General features: G+C 65.7%; 22 protein-coding genes and 1 pseudogene. 7 read left to right on the top strand and 16 right to left on the bottom strand.

The window, feature by feature from the left end; genetic code table 11:
- Positions 1–2: 2 nt before the first annotated feature.
- The gene (locus ACLP9N_RS04975; protein WP_442406349.1) at positions 3–809 is read left to right on the top strand and encodes a PaaX family transcriptional regulator C-terminal domain-containing protein; all 807 of its coding nucleotides are present in this window, start codon (positions 3–5) and stop codon (positions 807–809) included.
- 40 nt (positions 810–849) lie between these two features.
- Here the strand turns inward: ACLP9N_RS04975 and ACLP9N_RS04970 are convergent, their stop codons facing one another.
- Both ACLP9N_RS04970 and ACLP9N_RS04965 read right to left on the bottom strand, forming a co-directional pair.
- On the bottom strand, positions 850–1,116 hold the full coding sequence (locus ACLP9N_RS04970; RefSeq protein ID WP_442406348.1) for a hypothetical protein: 267 nt from the start codon (positions 1,114–1,116) through the stop codon (positions 850–852).
- A gap of 4 nt (positions 1,117–1,120) precedes the next feature.
- Complete coding sequence (locus tag ACLP9N_RS04965; protein ID WP_442406347.1) at positions 1,121–1,576, bottom strand: MarR family winged helix-turn-helix transcriptional regulator; 456 nt, start codon at positions 1,574–1,576, stop codon at positions 1,121–1,123.
- Positions 1,577–1,651: 75 nt separating this feature from the next.
- On the opposite strand from ACLP9N_RS04965, the gene ACLP9N_RS04960 reads away from it, so the two are divergent.
- On the top strand, positions 1,652–2,596 hold the full coding sequence (locus tag ACLP9N_RS04960; RefSeq protein ID WP_442406346.1) for an alpha/beta hydrolase family esterase: 945 nt from the start codon (positions 1,652–1,654) through the stop codon (positions 2,594–2,596).
- A 28-nt stretch (positions 2,597–2,624) separates the two neighbouring features.
- Here ACLP9N_RS04960 and ACLP9N_RS04955 read toward each other — a convergent pair whose 3' ends face one another.
- From ACLP9N_RS04955 to ACLP9N_RS04935, 5 genes are all read right to left on the bottom strand, one after another.
- Positions 2,625–5,288 carry a circularly permuted type 2 ATP-grasp protein gene (locus ACLP9N_RS04955; RefSeq protein ID WP_442406345.1) on the bottom strand — a complete coding sequence of 888 codons (2,664 nt, stop codon included), beginning with the start codon at positions 5,286–5,288 and terminating at the stop codon, positions 2,625–2,627.
- Positions 5,288–8,614 (bottom strand): transglutaminase family protein, encoded by a 3,327-nt coding sequence (locus tag ACLP9N_RS04950; RefSeq protein ID WP_442406344.1) that lies wholly within the window; start codon positions 8,612–8,614, stop codon positions 5,288–5,290. The genes ACLP9N_RS04955 and ACLP9N_RS04950 overlap by 1 nt, the downstream gene beginning before the upstream one ends.
- 268 nt (positions 8,615–8,882) lie before the next feature.
- Positions 8,883–9,389: a flavodoxin domain-containing protein gene (locus ACLP9N_RS04945; RefSeq protein ID WP_442406343.1), complete on the bottom strand. Its 507-nt coding sequence runs from the start codon at positions 9,387–9,389 to the stop codon at positions 8,883–8,885.
- Positions 9,389–9,991, bottom strand: a complete 603-nt coding sequence (locus ACLP9N_RS04940; RefSeq protein ID WP_442406342.1) for a hypothetical protein — start codon at positions 9,989–9,991, stop codon at positions 9,389–9,391. The genes ACLP9N_RS04945 and ACLP9N_RS04940 overlap by 1 nt, the downstream gene beginning before the upstream one ends.
- Positions 9,992–10,081: 90 nt before the next feature.
- A complete protein-coding gene (locus tag ACLP9N_RS04935) occupies positions 10,082–10,699 on the bottom strand; it encodes a MerR family transcriptional regulator (protein WP_442406341.1) in 618 nt (205 codons plus the stop codon).
- Positions 10,700–10,821: 122 nt separating this feature from the next.
- Between ACLP9N_RS04935 and ACLP9N_RS04930 the strand changes: the two genes are divergently transcribed.
- Positions 10,822–11,466 (top strand): methyltransferase family protein, encoded by a 645-nt coding sequence (locus tag ACLP9N_RS04930; protein ID WP_442406340.1) that lies wholly within the window; start codon positions 10,822–10,824, stop codon positions 11,464–11,466.
- A 58-nt stretch (positions 11,467–11,524) separates the two neighbouring features.
- On the opposite strand, the gene ACLP9N_RS04925 is transcribed toward ACLP9N_RS04930, so the two are convergent.
- Both ACLP9N_RS04925 and ACLP9N_RS04920 read right to left on the bottom strand, forming a co-directional pair.
- Positions 11,525–12,385 (bottom strand): pyridoxamine 5'-phosphate oxidase family protein, encoded by an 861-nt coding sequence (locus ACLP9N_RS04925; RefSeq protein ID WP_442406339.1) that lies wholly within the window; start codon positions 12,383–12,385, stop codon positions 11,525–11,527.
- A 23-nt stretch (positions 12,386–12,408) separates the two neighbouring features.
- Positions 12,409–13,023, bottom strand: coding sequence for a TetR/AcrR family transcriptional regulator (locus tag ACLP9N_RS04920; RefSeq protein ID WP_442406338.1), 615 nt, complete (start codon positions 13,021–13,023; stop codon positions 12,409–12,411).
- 68 nt (positions 13,024–13,091) lie between these two features.
- Here ACLP9N_RS04920 and ACLP9N_RS04915 point away from each other — a divergent pair, with 68 nt between their 5' ends.
- On the top strand, positions 13,092–13,922 hold the full coding sequence (locus ACLP9N_RS04915) for an alpha/beta fold hydrolase (RefSeq protein ID WP_442406337.1): 831 nt from the start codon (positions 13,092–13,094) through the stop codon (positions 13,920–13,922).
- A 40-nt stretch (positions 13,923–13,962) separates the two neighbouring features.
- On the opposite strand, the gene ACLP9N_RS04910 is transcribed toward ACLP9N_RS04915, so the two are convergent.
- Positions 13,963–15,027, bottom strand: a complete 1,065-nt coding sequence (locus ACLP9N_RS04910; RefSeq protein WP_442406336.1) for an NAD-dependent epimerase/dehydratase family protein — start codon at positions 15,025–15,027, stop codon at positions 13,963–13,965.
- Between the two features lie 580 nt (positions 15,028–15,607).
- Here ACLP9N_RS04910 and ACLP9N_RS04905 point away from each other — a divergent pair.
- Both ACLP9N_RS04905 and ACLP9N_RS04900 read left to right on the top strand, forming a co-directional pair.
- Positions 15,608–16,375 carry an SDR family NAD(P)-dependent oxidoreductase gene (locus ACLP9N_RS04905; protein ID WP_442406335.1) on the top strand — a complete coding sequence of 256 codons (768 nt, stop codon included), beginning with the start codon at positions 15,608–15,610 and terminating at the stop codon, positions 16,373–16,375.
- A gap of 9 nt (positions 16,376–16,384) precedes the next feature.
- A pseudogene (locus ACLP9N_RS04900) lies at positions 16,385–17,192 on the top strand (sugar phosphate isomerase/epimerase family protein).
- Here the strand turns inward: ACLP9N_RS04900 and ACLP9N_RS04895 are convergent.
- The 5 genes from ACLP9N_RS04895 to ACLP9N_RS04875 are packed head-to-tail and all read right to left on the bottom strand — an operon-like array spanning position 17,189 to position 21,984.
- Positions 17,189–17,560: a nuclear transport factor 2 family protein gene (locus tag ACLP9N_RS04895; RefSeq protein WP_442406334.1), complete on the bottom strand. Its 372-nt coding sequence runs from the start codon at positions 17,558–17,560 to the stop codon at positions 17,189–17,191. The pseudogene ACLP9N_RS04900 and the gene ACLP9N_RS04895 sit on opposite strands and share 4 nt — an antisense overlap.
- 18 nt (positions 17,561–17,578) lie before the next feature.
- A complete protein-coding gene (locus ACLP9N_RS04890; RefSeq protein ID WP_442406333.1) occupies positions 17,579–18,103 on the bottom strand; it encodes a VOC family protein in 525 nt (174 codons plus the stop codon).
- Between the two features lie 14 nt (positions 18,104–18,117).
- Positions 18,118–18,534: a Zn-ribbon domain-containing OB-fold protein gene (locus tag ACLP9N_RS04885; protein ID WP_442406332.1), complete on the bottom strand. Its 417-nt coding sequence runs from the start codon at positions 18,532–18,534 to the stop codon at positions 18,118–18,120.
- 6 nt (positions 18,535–18,540) lie between these two features.
- Positions 18,541–19,749, bottom strand: a complete 1,209-nt coding sequence (locus tag ACLP9N_RS04880; RefSeq protein ID WP_442406331.1) for a thiolase family protein — start codon at positions 19,747–19,749, stop codon at positions 18,541–18,543.
- A gap of 9 nt (positions 19,750–19,758) precedes the next feature.
- Positions 19,759–21,984, bottom strand: coding sequence for an acyl-CoA dehydrogenase (locus tag ACLP9N_RS04875; RefSeq protein WP_442406330.1), 2,226 nt, complete (start codon positions 21,982–21,984; stop codon positions 19,759–19,761).
- Between the two features lie 114 nt (positions 21,985–22,098).
- Between ACLP9N_RS04875 and ACLP9N_RS04870 the strand changes: the two genes are divergently transcribed.
- Positions 22,099–22,698 carry a TetR/AcrR family transcriptional regulator gene (locus ACLP9N_RS04870; protein WP_442406329.1) on the top strand — a complete coding sequence of 200 codons (600 nt, stop codon included), beginning with the start codon at positions 22,099–22,101 and terminating at the stop codon, positions 22,696–22,698.
- Here the strand turns inward: ACLP9N_RS04870 and ACLP9N_RS04865 are convergent.
- Positions 22,685–23,287, bottom strand: coding sequence for a TetR family transcriptional regulator (locus ACLP9N_RS04865; RefSeq protein WP_442406328.1), 603 nt, complete (start codon positions 23,285–23,287; stop codon positions 22,685–22,687). The genes ACLP9N_RS04870 and ACLP9N_RS04865 overlap by 14 nt on opposite strands.
- Positions 23,288–23,298: the final 11 nt, after the last annotated feature.

Raw genomic sequence — 23,298 nt, 5'->3', positions numbered from 1 at the left:
GGGTGCCCGCAGCATCCCCGTCCCGCGTAAGCGAACTGATCGGCAACCGGCCGCTCAGCGCGCGCTCGGTGCTCGCGTCGGCTTTGCTGGGAGCCGACCGGGCCCGTCTTCCGGTGGGCACGCTGGTCGCGATGGCCTCCCTGTTCGGGATCAGCGACGGCGCGGCCCGCACCTGTCTGTGGCGAATGGTCTCCAATGGCGAACTCACCACCGACGACGGCAGCTACACACTGGCCGGGCACCTACTGGAACGCCGCGAGCGAGTCGACGAGGCGTCGCGGATTGACGACGCGGGCGCCCACCAATGGGACGGCACGTGGGAACTGGCGATCGTCTCGCTGGAGCGTCGGCCGGCCGCCGATCGCCTCGAGCTCAGGAAAGCAGCGATGGCACTTCACCTGGGCGAGCTTCGCGAGGGCGTCTGGATCCGTCCGGATAACCTTGACCCACAACGGCTTCCGCCGTTCCGGGCGATCCTGGATCAGCAGTGCACCCACTTCCATAACGCCGCCACGAACATTACCGCCGACAAGATGCGGTCGCTTTTTTCCCTTGACGAGTGGATGGCCGATGCCGTGGTGCTTACCAATGCGATGGACGTCGAACTGAAGCCGAACAGGCGCGAAGACTCGACCGAAAGCATCCGGTACGAATTCGCATTGTCGATCGCCGTGGTCCGGCATCTTCAGCTCGACCCGATGCTGCCCGACGAGCTAACCCCAAAGCACTGGCCGGGACACACATTGCGGAGCACCTACCGCCAATTCGATGACGCGTTCAAACAACGGATAAACGGCGCTTTCCCCTGATCATAGTGTGATGGAGGAAGATTGGCGTCTGAGCCAGATCTCACCGCAGCGAGTCGACAATGGCTTTCGCCTCGCGTAGGTCGGCGCCAGTCAGCTCGCGCAGCAGCTTGATCGCGGCGATGGCATTGCCCGCCCGGGCCAGGGAGACAACTTCGGCTGGCACACCGCCTTCGCGTTGCCCTGGTGCGGTAGTACCCACGTCGCTGGCGAACGTCGGGCATGGGACGGCGGCCGCTTCCGACAACCGGCGGACTTGATCTTCGAGCAGGGCCAAGCGGCGGTTGATGAGCGCAAACCTTTCTTCCATGTCATCACGATAATCGGCCGGATTCCGCATCGAGCAACATCTGCAATATCTTGCGCAGTTCCGCCAACCGTCGCTGCCCGAGGGTCTGTTGCCACCGTTTTTCCAAATCGAGTGCGTGGGAACGCATTACGCGCAACGCCTCGTGGCCGCGGGGAGTCAGCTCGATGAGTCGGGCGCGCGCATCCACCGGGTCGGGAACCCGATTCACGTAGCTGTGGCGTTCCAGTGCCGCAATCGCCTGGGCGACCGCCTGTCGGCTCACCCGGAAGCGATCGGCCAGATCCGACGCGTGCAGCCCGCCGGCCGCCAGTGGCACTAGCACAGCCGATTGCGCCGGGCGGATCCCGTCGAGTCCGGCCGCCGCGAACGCCGCTCTCAGGTGTGGCGCTCCCGACGCCGCCACCAATTGCACCAGGGCCGGAACGGTGGGCTCCCACTCGGCATCCGCAACGCGTCGCATGGTCATGAGTGTGCCACTCGCCGGACTTTTGACAAGTTACTTGTCAAATAGCCAGCCGGCTGCCACGATGGGGTCATGCGGTTTAGCTGGGTTCGGGTGTGCGGAGTGTTTCTCGCCGGAGTATTGGCGGTCCTTGTCGGCGGGTGCTTTGGCGGCGGTCATGCATTTGGAACGCCCGACGCCCGGGGCATCCCCGTCGGAGATTCCACCCAGACCGTCGATGCTGGCGGGGTCAGCAGGACCTTTCACCTCTACCGACCGCAGGGTCTGACCGGACCGGCTCCACTGGTGGTGATGCTGCACGGCGGCTTTGGCACCGGCGATCAGGCTGAGCGTGACTACAACTGGGACGCCGAGGCTGACGGCGGACATTTCCTGGTCGCCTACCCCGACGGGATGGGTCGTGCCTGGAACGCCGGGTCATGCTGTGGCGAACCGCAGCGCACCAACCTCGACGACGTCGGGTTCATCACCACCATGGTCTCCGAGATCGAGCAACAGATCCCGATCGATCCGGCCCGGGTCTATGTCACCGGCATGTCCAATGGTGCGATGATGGCGCTTCGGCTAGGCTGCCAAACCGACGGCTTCGCCGCGATCGCGCCGGTAGCCGGCACACTGCTGACGGACTGCTCGAACGCGCGGCCGACATCGGTGTTACAAATCCACGGCACCGCCGACGACAGGGTCCCCTACAACGGTGGCCCCGGAAAAGCGTTCGCGGCCAACGGTAATCCGCGCGTCGACGGTCCATCGGTCGAGTCGGTCAACGCCACCTGGCGATCCATCGACGGGTGCGGGTCACCCAACTCAACCACCGCGGGCGACGTGACGACCCAGATCGCCGGGTGTGCGAACGGTCGCACGGTGGAATTGATCTCGGTGGCGGGAGCGGGTCATCAATGGCCCGGCGGCGTATCCAGACCGGTGCTGCAACAGCTGGCGGGAATTCCCGCGCCGTCGACGGCGCTCAACGCCACCGACACCATTTGGCAATTCTTTGCTCAGAACCACCGTTAGTACGGTGAATGCCAAGTGCCCGTTCCCGTCACGGCATCACCCGCCGCTCGTCGGGCCCCCACAGCGGCTGCATGTCGCCGGGCAACGACAGTTGTGTGGCGGTGATGACCTCGGCCAGGTCGCGCAACCCAGCATGTACCGCGGCCAGCAGATCGGCCAGTTCCTCACGCCGCCCGTCTACGACCTCCTCCAGCTCGTCGGGATGTGACCGGCGCAGCCGGGTGCTGATCTCGGCAATCGCCCGCTCCGGCCGCGACGACCCCGACGCGCCCGGCAGCTCGCCGAGGTCGGCGCGAAGCCGTTCCAGCTGATACACCAATGACCGCGGGTTAGTCGCGTCGAACAGCATCAATTCGGCCACGGCGGCAACACTGATGTTGCCGACCGTGCGGCGGCGGTAGATGACCGACGATTCGGACGCCGCCAATGTTGACTCGATGATGGTTCGCTCGGCGGCGGCGCTGCGGACCGTGGTGAGGGTGTCCCGCAGCAACGCGGTCAGCCACAGGCCGCGTTCGATGCGTTTGCCGATGTCCATCATCGTCCAGCCGACGTCGCGCACCATCGACTCCGCGGCCACTCCCGACAATGTCAGCATTCCGGCCAACGTCTGCGCCTGAACCGAGGCCAGCAGGGCGTCGGCCTCGACAAGCGAGTCCGGCGGTTCGGAGTTGTGCACCATGGCGCGCTCGACGCCGGCCAACACCATCCAGGTGTCACGCGACAATTGGTCGCGCACCGCCCTGGCGGCCAGAGCCAGCCCATCCACCGACTGCACCAGGGATCCAGGCCAGCCGCGGTCGACGGTCAGCGACCACAGCGTCGAAGGCGCGACGGCGATCATTTCCGTGTGATCGCCACCGACCCCGGTGTCGGTGCCGGAGATCCGACCGAGCGCCGCCATGAGCACCGGCACGCACTCACTTTCTTCCGTGTTCTGCCGGTGCCTGAATTCGTGGTAGCGCTCGCGGGCGACGATCAGCAACCGGGCCATGTACTCGGCGCGTTCGCCGTAGCGTCCCATCCAGAACAGGTCGGACAGCACACGCGGCGAGCTGACCCCCAGCGTGCCCGCGCCGGTCTTCACCGGCGGCGTAACCGACGGCAAACTCACCGTCTCGGTTCGCGCACGCTCTGCCGGAAGCACCCAGACATCTTTTGCTGCAACGGTATTCAGCGTGTTTGCGGCTGCACCGGATGCCAAGACGTACCCTAGTCCGCCGATCATCGGGGCATACCCGCTGCGTTGGGCAACCGTGAACAACCGCATGCCGGTACCGGCCGAGGACAACACGCCGGCATGATCGGTGGGCGCAGACGAGAACTGCGGTAGCTCCTGGCCGACCCACTGCCACGGCATGGCCGTGATTCGCGCGGCGAGCTCCGTCAGTTGTGCCGACGAAAGTGTCGGTCCAATAAGGGTTTCCCCGCCGACTGTGGACCTGATCAACAGCGACGCGAGGTTGGCCAGCAGGTGTGAGCGTTCGCTGTCGATGCCGGCCCAGTACACGGGTGCGGTGCGTAGCAGTGGGGTCTCGCCGAGCAAACGCTCGGCCAACTCGGGTAAAAACCGCAGCAGCCCAGCGCTTTCCAGGATGCCGCTGCCGAGCGTATTGACGACGGTCACCGTTCCGCGGCGTTGGGCCTCGACCAAACCGACCACACCGAGCCTCGAATCGGCGCGTAGATCCAGTGGGTCGGCGTAGTCCGCGTCCACGCGGCGAAGCACGACGTCGACGCGCTTCAGCGTGCCCAGCGAACGCATCCACACCGTGCCGTCGCGCACCACCAGATCCGCGCTCTCCACCAGCGGGAAACCCAGCAGGGTCGCGAGATAGGCTTGATCGAACGCGGTTTCGGAGAAAATGCCCGGGCTGAGCACCACGACCGCGGGGTCCTGTGCGCCATCGGGTGCCGCGTCGATCAGCGCCAGCCTCAGCGCCTGGGCGAACGGTGTCGTCGGTCGCGGCCCGATCCTCTCGTAAAGATCGGGAATCGCGTGCGCGACGACGCGCCGGTCGGCCAGCGCATAGCCGGCCCCCGACGGCGCTTGCGTCCAGTCGGCATTGATCTGAAAGCCGCCGCCCGGCAGTCGGCTGACATCACAGCCATGCATGAAAAGCTGGTGGCGCCCGGGGACCTCGATTCCGTTGGCGACACGCAGATAACCGGGGTGGGCGAAAAGCAACTCCGGCGACAGCACGCCGGAGGTGAGCGCCCGGCGGGGCCCGTACAGGTCCGCGAGGACGGCATCAAGCAGGCGCGAACGCTGTACAAGCCCGGCCTCCAGCACCTCCCAATCGGCCACCGAGACCAGCAGCGGCAACGGGTCCAGGCGCCAGGGACCCGGTTCCGCGCCCTGGCCGCCGGCGGCCGCTCCGCGGTCGGTATCGACCTCGGTGTAGGTGATGCCGTCGTTGTCGATCAGGCTGTGCACCACCGAGCGGAGCCGGTCCAGCCCCGCCCTTCCCCGCTGCCCGACCGCGGCCGCCAGCTCGGTCCACGCGGGGCGCACGTTGCCGGCTTCGTCGATGAATTCGTCGTAACCGATTCGCGGGCCGTCCCGCAGATCGAACAAGGCTTGCTGGGCGCGAGCGGTACGGTACCCGGCCAGCAGGTGGTCGGCGTCGGAGCGGTCACGAGAGCCCGCCGACGAGTCGCTGGTGCCCAGCACCGCTTCTGCGGATGCCATTACCGCAGCACGGTACGCACGCGCCGGAGATCGAGGATGCCCGGCGCGCCGATGTCGGTGGATATCCTGGCCTGTTTTTCCCGTATGCCGGACATGTCGGCCTTGCCTGGGGTGAAGCCGGCGGCCTCGAAGCGGCGGCTGCGCCGCGCCTCGGCCTCGACGGCGTTGACGGGCGGGTCGTCGTAGGCGCGCCCGCCGGGGTGGGCGACGTGGTAGGTGCAGCCGCCACGCGACGTTTCAGCGGCGACATCGATGAGCTCGAACCGAAGCGGAGCGTCAACCGTGATGCTCGGATGCAGCGCGCTGGGTGGTTGCCAGGCCCTGAACCGCACACCCCCCACTTGGATGTCGGAGTTGTCGGTCGCCAGCAGTGGTACCGGGTAGTCGTTGCAGGTCACGATGTAGCGATGGCGGTCGGCGCCGATGATGCGGACTTGGATGCGCTCGACGGACGAGTCGACGTAGCGGGCGGTGCCGGTGGCGGTCGCCTCCTCGCCCAGGGTGTTCCACGGTTCGATGGCGCCACGTAGCTCTATCTCCACGCCGTCGAAGACGGCGGTGCCGATGCGCGGGAAGCGGAATTCTGTGAAGGGGTCCAGCCAGCTGGTCTCGAAGGCGATGCCGTGCTCGCGCAGATCGGCCGCCACGGCGGCGATGTCATGAATCAAGAAGTGCGGCAACAAGTATCGGCCGTGCAAGTTGGCACCATGGCGGATCAGTGGGGCGCGCAGCGGTTCGTCCCAAAACCACGCCACCAACGAGCGCACCAGCAGCGACTGCACCATCGCCATGTGCAGATGCGGCGGCATCTCGAAGCCGCGCAGCTCCAGCAGGCCGAGCCTGCCGCGCGCGCTGTCGGGGCTGTAGAGCTTGTCGATACAGAACTCGGCGCGATGGGTGTTGCCGGTGATGTCGACAAGCAGGTGCCGCAGCGCCCGGTCGGTCACCCATGGTTTGGGTGCATCACCCGCCGACAGACGGGCGATCTCGGCGAATGCGATCTCAAGTTCGTAGAGCGCCTCGTCGCGGCCCTCGTCGACCCGCGGCGCCTGCGAGGTGGTGCCGACGAACCGGCCCGCGAACACGTAGGACAGCGAGGGGTGCCGCTGCCAGTAGGTCAACAGCGAGACCAGCAGATCCGGGCGCCGCAGCAGCGGGGAGTCGGCCGGGGTCACCCCGCCCAGCGTGATGTGGTTACCGCCGCCGGTGCCGCCGTGCGTGCCGTCGTTGTCGAACGTCTCGGTGGATAGTCGGGCCAGCCTCGCCTGCTCGTAGAGGGTTTCCAGCTGCTGACGTTGTGCCGCGAAGCTGGCGGTCGGCGCGATATTGACCTCGATCACACCGGGGTCGGGGGTGATCGTCATCGACGTCAGCCGCGGATCCGGCGGGGGGCCGTAGCCCTCGATGACTACCGGGCAGTCGACCTTGGTGGCCGCGGCCTCGATTCGGGCCGTCAGGTCGACGAAATGTTCGAGCGCCTCGGTGGGCGGCAAGAAAATGTAGAGCAACCCGTCGCGAACTTCGGCGACCAAGGCGGTCGTGGGTGCGGTTTCGGGGTCCTCGATCCCCGCTTGCAGCACGCCCGGCTCCGCCGACAGCGCCCGCCCGACCGTCATCGGGTCGAGGTCAAACGACATGCGCGGCGGCCGCCAGCTGATCGAATCCAGCGGCAGCCGCAGACCCGCCGGCGAATCCCCCTCGACCAGCACAATGCGGCCGCGGCGCAACCGCCAATTGGCACTTGCCCAACCCCGGTCGTCGTCTCGGCGGTGCAACGGCAGCACGAACGCCACCGGGGAGGTGACGGACTCGTCGAGGCGGCTCAGCATCGCGGCGCGGGCGGCGGCACTGTCGTCGGCGAGGTCGTCGCTCGAGTCCACCGGGTCCCCGGCGGGCATTCGCACTTTGGCCGCCAGCCGGCTCAGCGCATCCTCATAGGCCGGCCGCACCTGGGACATTGGCAGTCCGAGGCCGTCGGCGATCTCGGCGAGCACCTTGTGGGCCGCTTCGGCGTCAAGGGGGTTGGCGACCGGCGCTGCATTCCAAGGATCGGCCAGCAGCGCGTCGTCGGTCCACAGCGGCAGGCCGTCGGTGCGCCAGTACAACGCAATCTGCCAGCGCGGCAGCGGCTCTCCGGGATACCATCTACCCTGCCCGCGATGGATCAGTCCTTCCGGTGCCCAGCACGCCTTGAGCCGGGCGGCCAGGTCGGTTGCCAGCCGGCGCTTGTCCGGGCCGTCGGCGGCCGTCGTCCACTCCTTGTCGACCTGGTTGTCCACCGACACGAATGTCGGCTCGCCGCCGACGGTGAGCCGGACATCCCCGGCGGCCAGCCGCCGGTCGACGTCCTCGCCGACCGCACAGATCGCCAGCCACGCCGTCTCGCTGTAGGGCAGCGTGACGCGCGGGTCCTCGTGGACGCGGGTGACGGTGTTGGAGAAGTCCAACACGGTGTTGCAGGGCTCGGTCGTGCCGCTGATCGGTGCGGCGGACGCGGGGTGCGGCGTGGCCGCCAACGGAATGTGGCCTTCGCCGGCAAACAGCCCCGACGTCGGGTCGAGCCCGATCCAGCCCGCACCCGGGACGTACACCTCGGTCCACGCGTGCAAGTCGGTGAAGTCCGCGGCAGGCCCCGATGGCCCGTCGAGCGCCTCGACGTCGGAGGCGAGTTGCACCAGGTAGCCAGAGACGAACCGGGCTGCCAGTCCCAGCTGGCGCAGGATCGAGACCAGCAGCCATGCCGAGTCGCGGCACGAACCGATGCCGGTGCGCAGCGTGAAATCCGGCGTCTGCACGCCGTGTTCCATGCGCAGGGTGTAACGGACGTCGGCGTTGATCGCGTGGTTGAGCGCGACCAGGAAATCGATGGTGCGGGTGCCATCGGGCACCGAGAAGTTGCCCACCCACGCCCGCGCCAGCTCGCCGGGGCCGGAACCCTCGCCCTCCTCGTCAACGGGTCGCAGGTAGGGCTTGAGGTCATCGGCCAGCTCCTTGGGGTAGCTGAACCGCGACGATCCGGGCCAAATCTCGGCCCAATCCTCGATGAAGAAGTCGAACGGGTTGATCACCTTGAGGTCGGCGATGAGCCCGACGGTGATGCTCAGCTTTCGCATCGGATTCGGAAAGACGAGCCGGGCCAGGAAGTTTCCCAGCGCGTCCTGCTGCCAGTTGATGAAGTGGTCGGCGGGGTCGATCCGCAGCGAGTAGGCCTCGATGGGGGTGCGCGAGTGCGGTGCCGGGCGCAGCCGCACGACGTGCGGATACACCTGCACCAGCCGGTCAAAGGTGTAGCTGGTGCGGTGCTCCAGCGCGACCTTGATACTCATAACCGCCGATCACATCACAAGAGTCACGCTGCCGCATGGCGTAGGCGTTAGCCTCGTGTTTCAGGATTGCCCGCCATGCACAATCGCACCTGACCGGCTGTCTCGTTAACCGTCCGCCGCGAACGCAGCGGTGAGTTAATTCTGCCTATTTGGGAAGCCGATTTCCTCCGTATGCGCATAACCGGCGTCGTTCTGCTCACCCGCTGTGACACCCGTCGGCGCCTTTTCAATTCGGGGATGCGGTCCGCAATTAGCGTCCTAGCCCATCCTAAATTTGGTGGGTTATCGTCGGCCGCTCAAGCTCGCTGACGACGGTGGCGACCCAGCGCCGCACATGCGCCGGATTGCGCCAATCACCAGACCTCTTCTTCGCCATCGCGCTGGCGGGAAAGCCCTTTGCATCCGGTTCCAGCCGACCACCGAAGGTGACATGACCACGGGCGCCCACACGGCCAGCCAGTTTCGCAACCTGTGCCGTGGGTGGGATGTCAAGCTCTTCCGCCGAGCCGTCAAGTGGACCGCTGCTGACCAACCAGACCGACAACCCGCGCAATTCCGCAGTATTGCGGCGCACAAACCGCCGTGCGTCGCGGTGCCACCTGTTGGCATACAACGCGCCGGCGACGATCACCGCATCCATGCCGCCCAGCTCCCCTCCGTCCTTGGCCGAGCGCACGACGGCGTGATGCCCCGCCTCGGTCAACGCGTCGCCGATCATCACGGCCAGCCCGGCGGTGCCTCCCCGCTTGGAACCGAAGCACACCAAAACACGCATCATCGACTCCTATCTGTCGCAGCCGCTTCCGCATCGGCCTTGATCGTGTTCAGCGTCGCCCGCATGATGTGCGCAACGAACGGCCGCACCAGCCACCAGTACCGCAGAAAGCGCCGACGTGAATCCGGATCGGTTGTGGCAGTTCGGCATTGGTAGCTGAGCAGGGTGTGGTTTTCGCCGTAGGGCACCATCGAGAAGTTAGCTGCAATCTTGCCCCACCCGGGTGCGGCGAAGCCGGCGAAGTCCGCGGGCGGCACATCACGCCATTCGATAAGCGGCCGCCAAAACTTTCCCACAGCGCCGAAGGCGATCTCGCGGTTGGGTTGCTCGCCTAGCATTAACCAGCCCGGCAGCCCCATCTTGTCGGCTAGCACCAGGCGCGGAGGCGGTTGGGTGGCCTTACGAAACAATCGCGCCGGCAAATCCCGAACCCACATCGATGCCGTCAGCAGCGGCGTGCGCACGGTGAGAAAATCCAGCCCCCTGGCAGTCTGAAAGGTCGTGCACGGATCCGCCGCCACCACCATGTGTTCGGCGATCATTGCGTCAAACATCGGAACCGCCGATTCGATCAGCATGAGTTCCGCACTAACTGCTGACATGGGGCAATTCTCGCTTCCAGTTCAGCGCCGGGCCTAGGGCCACTGGTCCTTTCCCGCAGCGACAGCAGGCACCTGACCGCATCCGTGGGGTCAGGTCTCCAAGCCGCGTTTCACCAGGCTCTGCTGAGCTAGCCGACGGATCGCGGTAAGAACTGGTTCGAAAAGTACCGTGCCGAGAACCGCGTACTGGACTGCTTCAGCAGGATCGGTCGGGATGTTGGAGATCTCGCTGGCGGCGATGGCGAGCATATGTTCGCCGTAGACAGCGAACTGGTCTGGGTGAAGCTGAAAGCCCGCTCCTTCGACGGCACTGAGCGCATTTTCGAGGAGAGCGGCCGCGGGCGGTTCGGCCCGGTACGGCTCGCCAAGCCAACCGACGACACGCTCCGCACGTGGACAGGACTTGTCGTCGGCTTCCATAGCGGCGCCGGCCGCATCGGCCAGCAGCTTGGTAGCGGCCGCCAGGCGATCGGTGAGGCTGGATTTGGGCTCGTCGATGATCCGCAAGATCGTTTTGGCTTGGGATAGCGATAGCCCCGCCGGGCCGGTCAATGCCTTGATCAAGCGTATCCGCTGCACATGCGAGTCGTTGTATGTCGCACGGCGCGGACCTGTTTGATCGCCGGCCGCGAGCATGCCTTCGCGGATGTAGTACTTGACGGTGGCCACCGACACGTGCGTGTGCTCGGCCAATTCAGATACCCGCAATGTCGTTCCTCCTGCAGCTGCAGCACTTGTCCCGGCTCACTGGATAGTATTACTATCCAGTAATGACCCACCCGATCGATCGAGGCCGCGAAGACGTGATCGGTTGCGCGAATTGAGGAGTCATGAAACCCACCGGCTTGTTTATCAACCTGCATAAAGCCCTCGTCATCCCGGTGACGGTGGCGGCGATGATTACATTTGCCAACTACGGCACGGTGATGTGGCTGTATCTGGCCATGCACGGAACCTATTCAATCTTGTGGCTGATCAAGGGCCGTACATATCCCGATCGGCGGTTCGCCGAGCAAGTGGCCATCTGGATTGGGATCGTGTTCGTTTTCCTGCCGCTAGCCGGCTACTACGCCGCGCCGATTCTGTTGGCGTGGCTCAAACCCAATGTCCCCGGCTTCGCTGTCTGCATGGGGGTCAGCGTCTACATATTCGGGATCTTCCTGCACTATGTTTCGGACGCCCAGAAGTACTTCACCCTGACGATCCGTCCGGGGCTGATCGAAAATGGGCTGTTCGCTCGTACGCGGAATCCGAACTATCTCGGTGAGATCCTGACCTACCTTGGTTTCGCGGTCATCTCATGGAACCCGATCCCGTTTGTGGTGAACGCAGCGTGGATTGTCGGATTCTTCATCCGGAACATGATCAAGAAAGATAAGTCGATGGCACGCCTTCCGGGCTTTGCCGCCTACAAAGCCCGAACCGGTCTCTTGTTTCCACGATTGCGCCCAGCCCGCGCCGCGACCCTGAGATAGGAATCGTCCGATCGGACCGGGGAGGGGTACGGCGATGGCGGTCTCGTCAGCGCTGCACCTATGGCATCCCAGACTCCGTGGCCTCCTGGGGAGTGATCACGACGAATGCCGCCTGTGACTGGCTGTAGTAGCGCACTCGCAGCGCCCATTGCCGTATGTGACTCAGCTCCACCGCGGCGAACTGTGGGTGCAGGTAGTAACGCCACGCTATCCGAGCCAGCACCCTGAGCGGTGGTATGCCACGGACCGCTCGGGCGTATCCACGCACCAGGAGCCGGCCAGCGGTATCCCGACCCTCACCGCCGACCAGTAGGGCCACCTGCGGCGAAGCAGCCACATTGTGCACCGTCCACGACGAAGCAGAGGTCGTCGTATAGATGCGGCCGTGGTGACAAACGAACCACAGGGGTACCGCGAATGGCGTTCCCTTGCGCGAACGGCTGGCAAGGATCACGACTCGCGAGCTGCGAAGCGCCGCTTCCAGATTCGGAGAGTGGAACGGCTGAACCTCGTCCGTGTCGGTGGCAACCGGAAACGACGCCATTCGTGAAGTTGAGGTTTCCGGTGATATCGGCGCCTCTCGGAGTGAACCGTAGTCCCAGGCCACGATTCGTTCGGGCACAACACGATACGTGCAATCACCCACGGCTTCGGCGACCCCCCTGACAGTCAACGAGCGCAATCGAAACCACTGCGGGCCGTCATCGACGATCACTACGACATTGCGACCGGTCAGATCGGGGTTACCTGCCGATACCTGCACGATGCGCGGCGACGACGCGGGATCGACCGGCCCCTCAAGAGTCACCGATACCGGAAGCAGGAGGATCTCGTCTTCTACGGTGGCGGCCAGCGCGGCGCGCGGGTGCGATAGCGCCAAGTCGGCCACGGCGCTCGCCTCGACATCACGAGTTATCACTTGAGTTGCCTTTCGGGTCCGTATCAGCGCGCCGGGTTATGCAGCATCCCGTCGATGAGCCGGTGCAGCACCTGCCTGGTCTCGCGGCGCATCTGTTTGGGGTCGTCGGCGGTGGCGATCACCATCGCCGCCTCGTCCAGCGCGCCGATCAGCACATGAGCCAGCGGTCGCGTCGGCTGGCGCGCCAGCTGGCCCGCCCGTATTGCCTCGGTGAGCAATTGCTCGGTCATGCCCAGGCTGTACCGCTGGGCGACGTCACGGAAGGCCGGCCAGCCGAGCACACTGGGCCCATCCAGCAGGATCAGCTGCCGCACCTCCGGGTCTGCGGAGACCTCCAGCCATGCGTCGATGGCGGCCCGAATCGCGTCCGCGGGTGTCTTGGCTCCCGACGAGGCGACCATTGTGCCCATCCGGGCCATCACATCCTGTTCCACCGTCTCGACGACCTCGCTGAATAGCGCTGCCTTGTCGGCGAATTGGTGATACATCGCCCCCCGCGTTACGCCCGCTTCCGTGGCGATCTCCGGTGTCCCCACCTCCGCATAACCCCGCATGCCCCACAGCTTGCGGGCGGCCGAGATCAGCGCGTCGCGGGTTGCCGCGGAGCGCTGTTCCTGGGTGCGTCTCTTGATTTCCATACAACCTGTTGGTAACTTACGAACAGACAGCCTGTTTGTAAATGCATCTCTGAGTGGGGAGTTATCTAATGCCGACGATCGACATTAATGCCGGAACCATCCATTACGAAGCAACCGGACCCGAAACCGGCAGGCCGGTCGTCTTCGTGCACGGGTACATGATGGGCGCCGAGTTGTGGCGGCAGGTCGGCGCAGGACTCGGTGGCCTGGGCCTGCGCTGCATCGCCCCGACCTGGCCACTCGGCGCACACCCGCAGCCGCTGCGCCCCGGCGCCGACCGAACCATCACCGGCGTCGCCGGAATCGTCGCCGATGTCCTCGCCGCCCTCGACCTCGAGGACGTGGTGCTGGTCGGCAACGACACCGGCGGGGTCGTCACCCAACTCGTCGCGGTACACCATCCCGAGCGGCTCGGCGCCCTGGTGCTCACGAGTTGCGATGCGTTCGAACACTTTCCGCCGCCGATTCTCAAGCCGGTGATCCTCGCGGCCAGGTCTAAGACGCTGTTCCGGACCGCCGTCCAGGCGATGCGCGCACCGGTCGCACGCAAGCGCGCGTTCGACGGCCTGGCGCACCGCAACATTGACGATCTCACCGAGATCTGGGTGCGTCCGGCGTTATCCGATCCCGCCGTCGCCGAGGACCTGCGCCAGTTCACGCTGTCGTTGCGCACCGAGGTCACCACGGGCGTCGCAGCCCGGCTGACCGAGTTCGACAAGCCCGCGCTCATCGCCTGGTCTGCCGACGACACGTTCTTCGAGCTCAGCGACGGCGAACGACTGGCCGCGACTATCCCCAATGCCCGCCTCGAGGTCATCGAGGGAGCGAGGACGTTCTCGATGGTGGACCGACCGGACCGGCTCGCCGATCTGCTGTCGACGATTGCGGTGCGCGCCTAAGCCGCTGACAAAGGCGGATGCGTAATCCGCATCAGGATCGTCAGCTGGTGATGAGTCCCCTCGATAGCTCCCGGCGGAGACCGTCGAGCAGTGATCGGCTGTGAAGGGCCGGGCTTGCGGTTCCTTCGTTTCGCCGCAGCCCTTCGGTGAGCTCGGTTAGCGCATGCTGCGACGTGTGCTGAGGATGCCAACTCAGAATCGCTTGTGCCCGCTCGGTATTGAGCAGCGGCATCGACGCGATCAGGTCAACCCAGCCCGGCTCGATTGGCTGTAACCGTGCGCGCCACGCGGCGTCGATGAGCGATCGAGCCAGCCAGGTAGGCACCGGGATTGGCATCGGACCTAAGGCTCTTACGACGTGCTGTGGCTGTAGTGGTGGTTCGGCGCTGAGGTTGAATGCCCCCACCGCGCGGCGCTGGATCGCTCGCAGACAGGCGTCGGCGACGTCATCAGCGTGCAGTACCGGCACCTGCAACGAGCCGCTGGCGGGAACCATCAGGAGCGGCAGCAGACGCAGCCACCGTGGCGGCAGGTAACCGGGAAACATGTGGCGGCGGATGCTTGCCGCTGCCTGGCGCTGGATGATGAATCCGGGCCGCAGCCGCGTGATCGCCATGCCGCCACCCGCGCGACAGTAGTCGTCGAGTAGCTTCTCGACCGCCGATTTCAAGCGGCTATAGGTGCACGTGGGAATTCCTGTGGTCAGCCACGACTCGTCGACTCGTCGACCCGGCGCCGGAGCGTAGGTGGCCGCCGACGACACATAGACCAGGTGGCGGACATCGGCGGCGTGCGCGCCAATCAGCACGTTGTAACTGCCGTCGATCCCCACCGCCTTGCGGTACTGTCGATCGCGGATGGGTTCGAATGCCCACGCCAAATGAACGACGCAATGGGCCCGCCGGAACAATTTCTGCAGATGCGTGACCGCCTGAGGTTCGGCAATGTCGAGCTGGTGCCAGCGCGCGCACGCATACGCGTCGGTGGGCGGCGGCATGCGTCGCACGACTCCATGTACTTCGTAGTCGGTTTCGACAGCTAACTTGCGCAACAATGCTGTACCCACATTGCCGCTGGCCCCGGTGATTACCACGCGCTTATTCATCACTCCCACGATTGGAGGCATACCCGACCAGGGGCACGCTCGAAACGACGCCGGTGATCTGGCAGTCAAGTCGAAGGCGCGGTGGAGCTCAGCCGCCGAGTCAGCCACCACCGCCGGGGCCGGGTAGGGGGCCGGCGGCGGGAACCTGTGGGTGGTCATTGGAGGGAGCGGGACGGTGGTGGACAGCACCAGGACAGGTGATGTTACGAATGCACCCGCAGTTGAGGCCGATAATGCACGCGCCAGCGGCGGGAACTACCGGCAAGGCTCCCCCACCCCCAGTAGGGCCGCTGGGATTAGGTGGGGGCGCGGGCGTCTCGCTGGATACTGCGGTCGACGCGGTGATGGTGGCTGTCGAGGCGCCGCTTGATGACACAACGCCCGCGACATCACCGAACCCAACCGCTAAGGCAAACACGACCGCGCCACGCGACGCGATCGCCTTCCCGCATAAGTGAAACTTCACACAATGGCCCTGCCCTGCCTGGCGACGCATATCGCTCCTCTCGCCCGCTGCGGATCGAAGTCCTCTTGGATTCGGAGCCCAATGACCGGTGGACGGCTTGATAGCGTTTCGGCCATGTCAGAAACGACACCTTTGCAAGGTCGACGGATCCTGGTCACCGGCGCCGCTACCGGTATCGGTGCGGCTGCCGTCCGGGTTCTGACGGACGCGGGCGCCGACATCGTCGCCACCTATCATCAGACACCGCCGCCGGATGACCTGTTGGCCACCTGGCTGCAATGCGATGCCCGCGACGCCGACGCAGTGTCGACGATGGTGCAGCAGGCCGCCGAGCACCTCGGTGGACTCGATGTCTTGGTGAACGCGGCGGGCCTGTGGCAGGCCGGCATACCGGGTTACATCGGCGCCGACGACATCTCCTTCCTGTTCGACACCAACGTGAAGGCGACCATTCTTACCAATCAGGCTGCCTACGCAGTGATGAAAGACCAAGACCCCAAAGGCGGCAGGATCATCAACTTCGGATCCTCCGAAGCCGTTATGGGCAGCCCGATCTCGGCCGTCTACGCCGCGACCAAGGGCGCGGTTCAGGCGTGGACCCGATCGGCCGCCAAGGCCTGGGCCGCCGACAACGTCACCGTCAATGCCCTGGCTCCGGCAGTGCAGACACCCGGCTCCGACCGATTCCGGGATTTCCTCGGTCCGGAGGCCGGTGCCCTGATCGACGAGCAGATGAAAATGATGATCCCGCTCGGCGGGAAGCTGGGAGATCCCGCTCGAGATGTCGGGCCGATTCTGGTTTTTCTGGCCGGAGCCGGCTCGGGTTTCATTACCGGGCAACTGCTTGCGGTGGACGGCGGCTTGATCATGGTGGGCGGTTAACAACTGTTCATGCGTGGTCTCGGCATCGAGTTCATCAGCGTCTTCGGGCTGCCCCCGGTCGACTTCGTGCACCTGGCCGCCGACCTGGGCTGCCGCTACATCTCCTCCGCACTAGTCGGGCGGCCACTGAAATCCCTTGGCTATCCGGCATTCTCACTCAAGGATGACATTGCGCTCAGGCGGCAACTGCTGGCCGCGATGGACGAGCGCAGCGTTGGTATCTCCCTGGGCGAGGGCATGGTCATCGCCCCGGACACCGACGTGGCCGGCTGGGCCGCCGATTTGGACGTCATGGCCGAACTCGGGGCCGCGCAGATCAACACCCTGAGCTTCGACCGGGACCAACCGCACATTCGACCAACTGGCGGCGCTGACGGAGATGGCCGCCGAGCGCGGCATGGGAACCACCATCGAAGTGGCGCCCGGGATGACGATCGGTGACCCGGACACGTTGCTTGCTGCCATCAAACACGTCGGCAGGCCCGATCTCCGGCTGGCGCTGGACACCATGCACTGGGTGCGTGCGGGCTTCGGCGCCGCCGAGCTTCGCGAACTCGGTCCGGAGAAGGTCGGCTACGTCCAGCTCAGCGACACCACGCTGAAGCCACGCCTGCAGTCCTACCTGGAGGAGGCGATGTACGAGCGGATGGCTCCGGGCGACGGGGAGCTTCCGCTCGCCGAAATCCTCGCCGCGGTGCCGGGCGATGTGATGGTCGGCCTGGAGATTCCGATGCGGAGCCTGGCCGAGTCCGGTGTCGGCCCGATGGATCGGCTGCGGCCATGCGTGGCAGCTGCACGCCAATTGGGCTGTGGCTAAGGCTTGTTGGCGTACACGCGCTCTCCGGTTATCAGGTCGTCATCGTCGAAGCCGAAGACCGCCCATAGCCGGACCTCGAAGGGCTCGTTGCCGGTGGGCGTGCCCCGCAGCCAGAATTCGATCAGCACCTGGCCGTCGTCGAGGTGGGTGAGTTCGATCAACTCGTTGCGCTGATCGGGCACCAGCGTGCGGCCGTCGATCCAGTACTTCATCACGTTGTCGGTGCCGTCGATGATGGTCCCGTCGGGCAGTTCGTAGCGGGCGTGGCTGAACGTCGCCATGGTGCGGTCCCACTCCTGCACGTTCTCGCTCTGCATGTGCTCGATCACTCGGGCTTCCCGGCGCGCACGCCGATCCGGGTCAGTCATCTCGACGCCTTTCTATTGTCAGCCGATGCGGCGGATCGGATCGGTGCCGTGCCAGGCGGCCGCTTGCTCGCGGATATACGCGAACAGCTGGCCCTTGGCGCCGCTGATATCGGAGATCTCGACGACCGTCCCCTGATCGTGCTCGGTGTCGAGATAGGCGAATTTGCCTTGCTCACCACCGATCTGGCCTTCGTGACCCACGGTGTAGCCGGCGGCCAGCGCGCGCTGGTAGAGGCCCGGGAAGTCGGTGGTCCAGTAGGCGATGTGCTGCGCACCCGAACGGCCGGAATCGAGGAACTCGCGGTACATCGACGGCGCGTCGTTGCGCTGCTGGATGAGCTCGAGCTGGACATCGCCCGAGTTGGCCAACGCGATGCTCAGCTGAACCGGGGAGTCGACGCCGCGGTGTCGGAAGTAATCCGTCTGCACCCGTTCGATGTAGAACCACGGCCCCACCCCGTGCCGAATCCACTGCTGCATCGACGCCTCGATGTCGGTCACGACGTAGCCGATCTGCGCGATCTGCCCAAAGATCCGGCTCATTACGACAAATTACGTCACGCTTCGGCCGGCTCGTAGCGCAGCAGGGTGACCTCGTGATCGGGATAGTCGACGAACACCGGCCGCACCCGCATACCGACGCGCAGGTCGTCGGGGGCAACGTTGACGATCTCGGTGGAAAACCGGGGGCCTTCGTCCCATTCGACGATGGCCAGCAGCTGCGGAACCGCGTCGGCGAAGTGCGGGCTGACCGGTCGGCGCGCCACGGTGTAGGAGTACAGCGTTCCCATGCCGGAGATCTCGCGCCATTCCAGGTCGTTGGCCAGCGTGCGCGGAGCGCGCACCCGCGGATAGAACACGTAAGCCTGCGACGACGGCGAGTACTGGATGACGATGCGATGCTGCGCCAACGCGTCCCAGAACGGCGCCGTCGTGGGCGTTTTGACAGGCATCGGTCGTTCGAATGTCGTCATGTCTTGTCAGTCTCCCTGCAGGATGAGCGCCGTCTGCTCGGACAGGATCCCGCCGTTCCCGGAGACGAACGCGCGGTTGCAGTCGGCGACCTGGGCGTCACCGGCTCGGCCCATGATCTGGCGGGTGGCGTCGCACACGTGGTGCATTCCGCCCGCCAATCCCGCTTGCCCGAAGCCGAGTTGGCCGCCGGCGGTGTTGAGCGGGAAGTCGCCGCGGAAGGTGAGGTCGTGGCTGGCGACGAATTCCATGCCCTTGCCCTTTTCGCAGAACCCGGCGTCCTCGAGCGACAACAGCACGGTGATGGTGTAGCAGTCGTAGATCGAGACCATGTCCATCTGCTCGCGGGTCAGATCGGTCATGCCGAACGCGGTGTCGGCGGCCTCGACGATGGGCGTGCGCAGCAGGTCCGCGGCGTACGTCGGAGTCTTGAAGGGAACGTGTTCACCGAAGCCTTTGATCCACACCGGCCGGTTGCGCCCCCGACGGGCAAGGTCGGCATTTGCCACGACGACGGCGGCGCCGCCGACACACGGCATGACGATCTCCAGCATGTGCAGCGGGTCGGCGATCACGGGGCTGGCCAGGACGTCGTCGACCGTGAGCGGCTTGTCCTTCCAGATCGCGCCCTCGGTGTGATTGGCGTTGACCCGCTGGTCGACGACGATCTTGGCCATGGCGCGTTCGTCGTAGCCGTAGACCGCGGCGTAGCGCTGGGCGACTTGGCCGTAGGGGCCGTTCTGACCGAGGTTTCCATAGGGAATCTCGAATTCTGCTTGCGGGGAACCGTATTGGTTGCTCGATGATCCGAAGTACAAGGCGTCGCCATATGTTTTGGGCTTCTTCTTGGACATGGGAGTGATATATCGGGCGGGCAGAGTGCACAAGACTGCGTCGCAAATGCCGAGTTCGACGGCCGCGGCCGCCCGCCACACCATCGCCGCGGCGCTGGCGCCGCCAAGATCCACATGCTCGGCGAATCTCGCCCCCACGCCCAGGTATTCGGCGATCGTCGAGGGAACGAATATCTCCGACTCGGCCAAATGCGAAGCCACGATGCCGTTGACGACCTCGCCCGGCAGTCCCGCGTCCTGCAGCGCGGCGGCGCTCAGCTCGGCCCATTGCTCAAGGGCGAACGGGGCGGGCGACGCCTTGTTCATTCGCTCAGGCGGCAGCTCGACATATCCGACGATGGCGGCTTCTCCGCGTAATCCCATGCTGTGTCCTTATTTTCGGGGTAGACCGAGAATCATCTGCGCGATGATGTTCAGCTGGATCTCTCGCGTTCCACCGCCGATCAACTCGGCCGGCAGATGCAGGTAGGGCTGGACGACCGCGGGTTCGGAATCGGTGACCATCGCCGTCTTTCCGGTCAGGCGCAAGGTAGCCTCGAACGTGCGACGCAGCAACACGTTCATCGCCACCTTGGCGATGCTCGACGCCGGGCCGGACGGCTGCCCATCGAGCAGCCGGATGGTTTCCCGGACCCCGAGCGCTCGGATCGCGTTGGCGTAGGCGTCGAGTTCGCCCAAGGCAAGCTCGGCGTCGGCACGTTCGGGACCTGGTTCGGCCGCGAGCCTGCGTAGTGCCACAGCCCGGTCGAACTTGACGTATCCACTGATGGCCGAACGCTCTTCGGCCATCGTGGCGATCGCGAGGCTCCAACCGTCGGTGGGACCGCCCAGCAACATGTCGTCGGGTATGAAGACATCGTTGAGGAAGACCTCGTTGAAATGCGCCTCCCCGGTCGCCGTCTTGATCGGCTGGATCTCTACCCCCGGGGATCGCATATCGAGGATGAAATAGCCGATGCCGCGGTGCTTGCTGGCTGCGGGGTCGGTGCGCGCCAACAGGGCACCCAGGTCGGCGTACTGCGCCAACGACGTCCAGATCTTGTGGCCGTTGATCCGCCAGCCGCCGTCGACCTTGGTTGCCCGGGTCGCCAGCGACGCTAGGTCCGAGCCCGCTCCCGGCTCACTGAACAGCTGGCACCAGGTGATGTCGCCACGTTGGGTCGCCGGAATCAGACTCTCCTGCAAGTCTTTTGGTGCGGCGGCCAGCACCGAGGGCAGGATCCACTCGGCGATGTTGAGCGACGGCCGGACCAGCCCGGGTCGCTTGGCGAACTCCTCGTCGATGATGAGCTGTTTGAGGGGGTCCGCATCGACCCCCCACGGCGCCGGCCAGTGCGGCGCCATGAGACCGGCGTCGGCGATCAACGTGCGCTGCGGCCCGGTCGCGAGGTGCTCATAATCGCCATGTGGTGCGGGTTTGTCGTTGCACAACTGCAGGGCCGCATCCAGCGTTTCGGCGACCCAGGACCGGAAGTCCGACTCGGCGTCACCCAGATTGACCGACATGTCGCGCTGCGTGGCGCAGGCCAGTTGTCCCAGCAGCCGTGCCCAGCGATTCGCCGGACCGATCGATCCCGCCAGGCTGATGGCCCGCCGCCAGTAGAGGTGCACGTCATGTTCCCAGGTGAAACCAATGGCGCCGAGCATCGTCAGGGCGTCGAGCACCAGATCCGGGATCGGCGAGATCGCGATCGTCGCCGCCCCGGCCGCGGCGATCCGGTGCTGGTCGAGCGCTTCGTCCGCGGCGCGCATCGCATCCCAGGCCGCCGCGGTGGCCAACTCGCTGTTGACCAGCAGCATGGCGGCGCTGTGTTGCAACGCCTGGAAGGTGCCGATGATTTTGCCGAATTGCTCTCGGGTGCGCAGGTGCGCGGTCACCGCCTCGACACACCACTGCGCGATGCCGGCTGTGGTGCTGGCCACGAGTCCCACCACGACGCTTTCCGCGCGTTCGGGGTCGATGCCGGTGAGCACGTCGGACCCGTCGATGCAATAGTCATCGAGTCGCAGGATCCCCACATCGCTGACAAGGTCAGTGCCGTTCGCCGATTCGACTGCCGCCGCGGGCTGGCTGGCGTCTACCGGCACCCACACCACCTCGTCGTCGCCGGTGCGGGCAGCAAGCAGGATCACGCCCGCCGAGCATGCGCCCGCGACGATCTCCGACGCGCCGGTGATGAGCCACCGCTGCCCGTCGGCGCGCGCCTTGAAGTCGCCGTCACCGGGCAGGACTACAGCTGCGGGAGTACCCGATGCCAGCGCGCGCACCAGTGATTCAGCGGCCGGCGCGGTATCTGCCAGCAGCGCAACGGCTCCCGCCGTCACGGTCGGCAGCAGTGGGCCCGGTAGCAGCGCCTTGGCCGCCGATTCCAGAACACATGCGGCGTCGATCAGTCGACCCCCCTGGCCGCCGAGATGCTCCGGCAGGTGCACCGCGTGAAAGCCGTTGCCGACCAGGGCGTCCCACCAGGCCGGGAGCTGTCCTGCGGCCAGCGTGTCGAAGCTGTCGCGGGTGGCAGCGATTGGGGCATGCCGCGTGGCGAACTGCGTGACGGCGTCGCTGAGCTCTCGCTGCTCCGGGGTCAATCCCAGTGTCACGGCAGCGCGATATCCTTTCGCATTACGAGACGGACCGTCTCGTCTTGTGGCAGACTACGGGGCGGGTCACGAGATGTAAAGCGCGCGCGACTGCCGACAGCGAGGGTCAACCAGATGCCAACCGATCTCACCCCGGTCAGCCCGCCAAGGCGCCGCAGTGAGAAGTCGCGCATGGCGATCGTCACCGCTACCCGCGAATTGCTTCTCGAGCGCGGGTTCGATGGTTTGACGATCGAGGCGGTCGCCGCTCGAGCCGGGGTGGGCAAACAGACCATCTATCGCTGGTGGCCCAGCCGTCCCGCGCTCGTCGCCGACGTCATCCTTGACGATTCCGACAAAATCCTCGCGTCGGTGGACCACACCGATGACCTGTCCGCTGACCTCGTGGGGTGGGTGCGCAAACTCGCCAAGACTCTGACCACGGCGCGTGGCTCAGCGATGCTGCGAATCCTGACAGTCGCCGGCATGGAGCACGAAGACACGGGCGCGAAGCTTCGGGCCGGTTTTAGCAAGCCGCTGCACGACAGCGTTCGCACGCGACTGCTCGCCGAGGGGATCGACGGCACCACCGCGGAGTCGGCCGCGGATGCCATCGTCGGCGGCGTGGTGTATCCGATCCTGTCGGACGGACAACGATATTCGCGGCGGCGGGCCGAACTGACCACGCGGCTCATCGTCGAGGCGCTCTCGCGTCAAGCGATCACGCGATCGTGATCACCGCCAGACCCTGACGAACCCGGTCGGGCAGCGACCCGCCGTGGCCGAGCCAGTCGTCCAGGGCGATGCGCACCGTGGCCATGGCCAACGCTCCGATCAGGCGAGGCCTGGGATCCTGCGGGCCCAACCGGGGTATGCGCGGCGCGATCAACGCGGCGATCGCCTCCTCATACCGCACGTAGATGTGCAGCGTCCACGCGTCAAGCGGCTCGGATGACCGCGTGAGCGTGGCTAATTCACGGACCTGGTCCTCGATCTCGACGAATCCGCGAGCGAGCTCGTGAAAGGCCCCGACGACGGCCTCGGTGGCAGTCAAGCCATCCGGCTGGGCAGCCAGTGCGGCGGTTATCCGGTTCAGCCAATGAACGTTCATGCCCTCGGCGACGGCATCTTCCTTGGAGTTGAAGTAGCGGAAGAAGGTTGCTCGGCTGATGTCGGCCGCATCCGCGATGCGGTCCACGGTCGCCCCCGCCAAACCGCGACTGCTCACCACTTGTGCGGCGGCCGCCGCGATGCGCCCTCGCGTCGCCGTTCGCTTTCGGTCGGCGAGCGATTCTCGTGAATCGCCATCGGAAGAGTGAGACATAGTCTAAGTAT

Origin of the sequence: Mycobacterium sp. (assembly GCF_052144515.1) — a bacterium.
GTDB lineage: Bacteria > Actinomycetota > Actinomycetes > Mycobacteriales > Mycobacteriaceae > Mycobacterium.
Note: the sequence above shows the minus strand (reverse complement) of the source record. Positions and strands in the feature narration are given on the sequence as shown.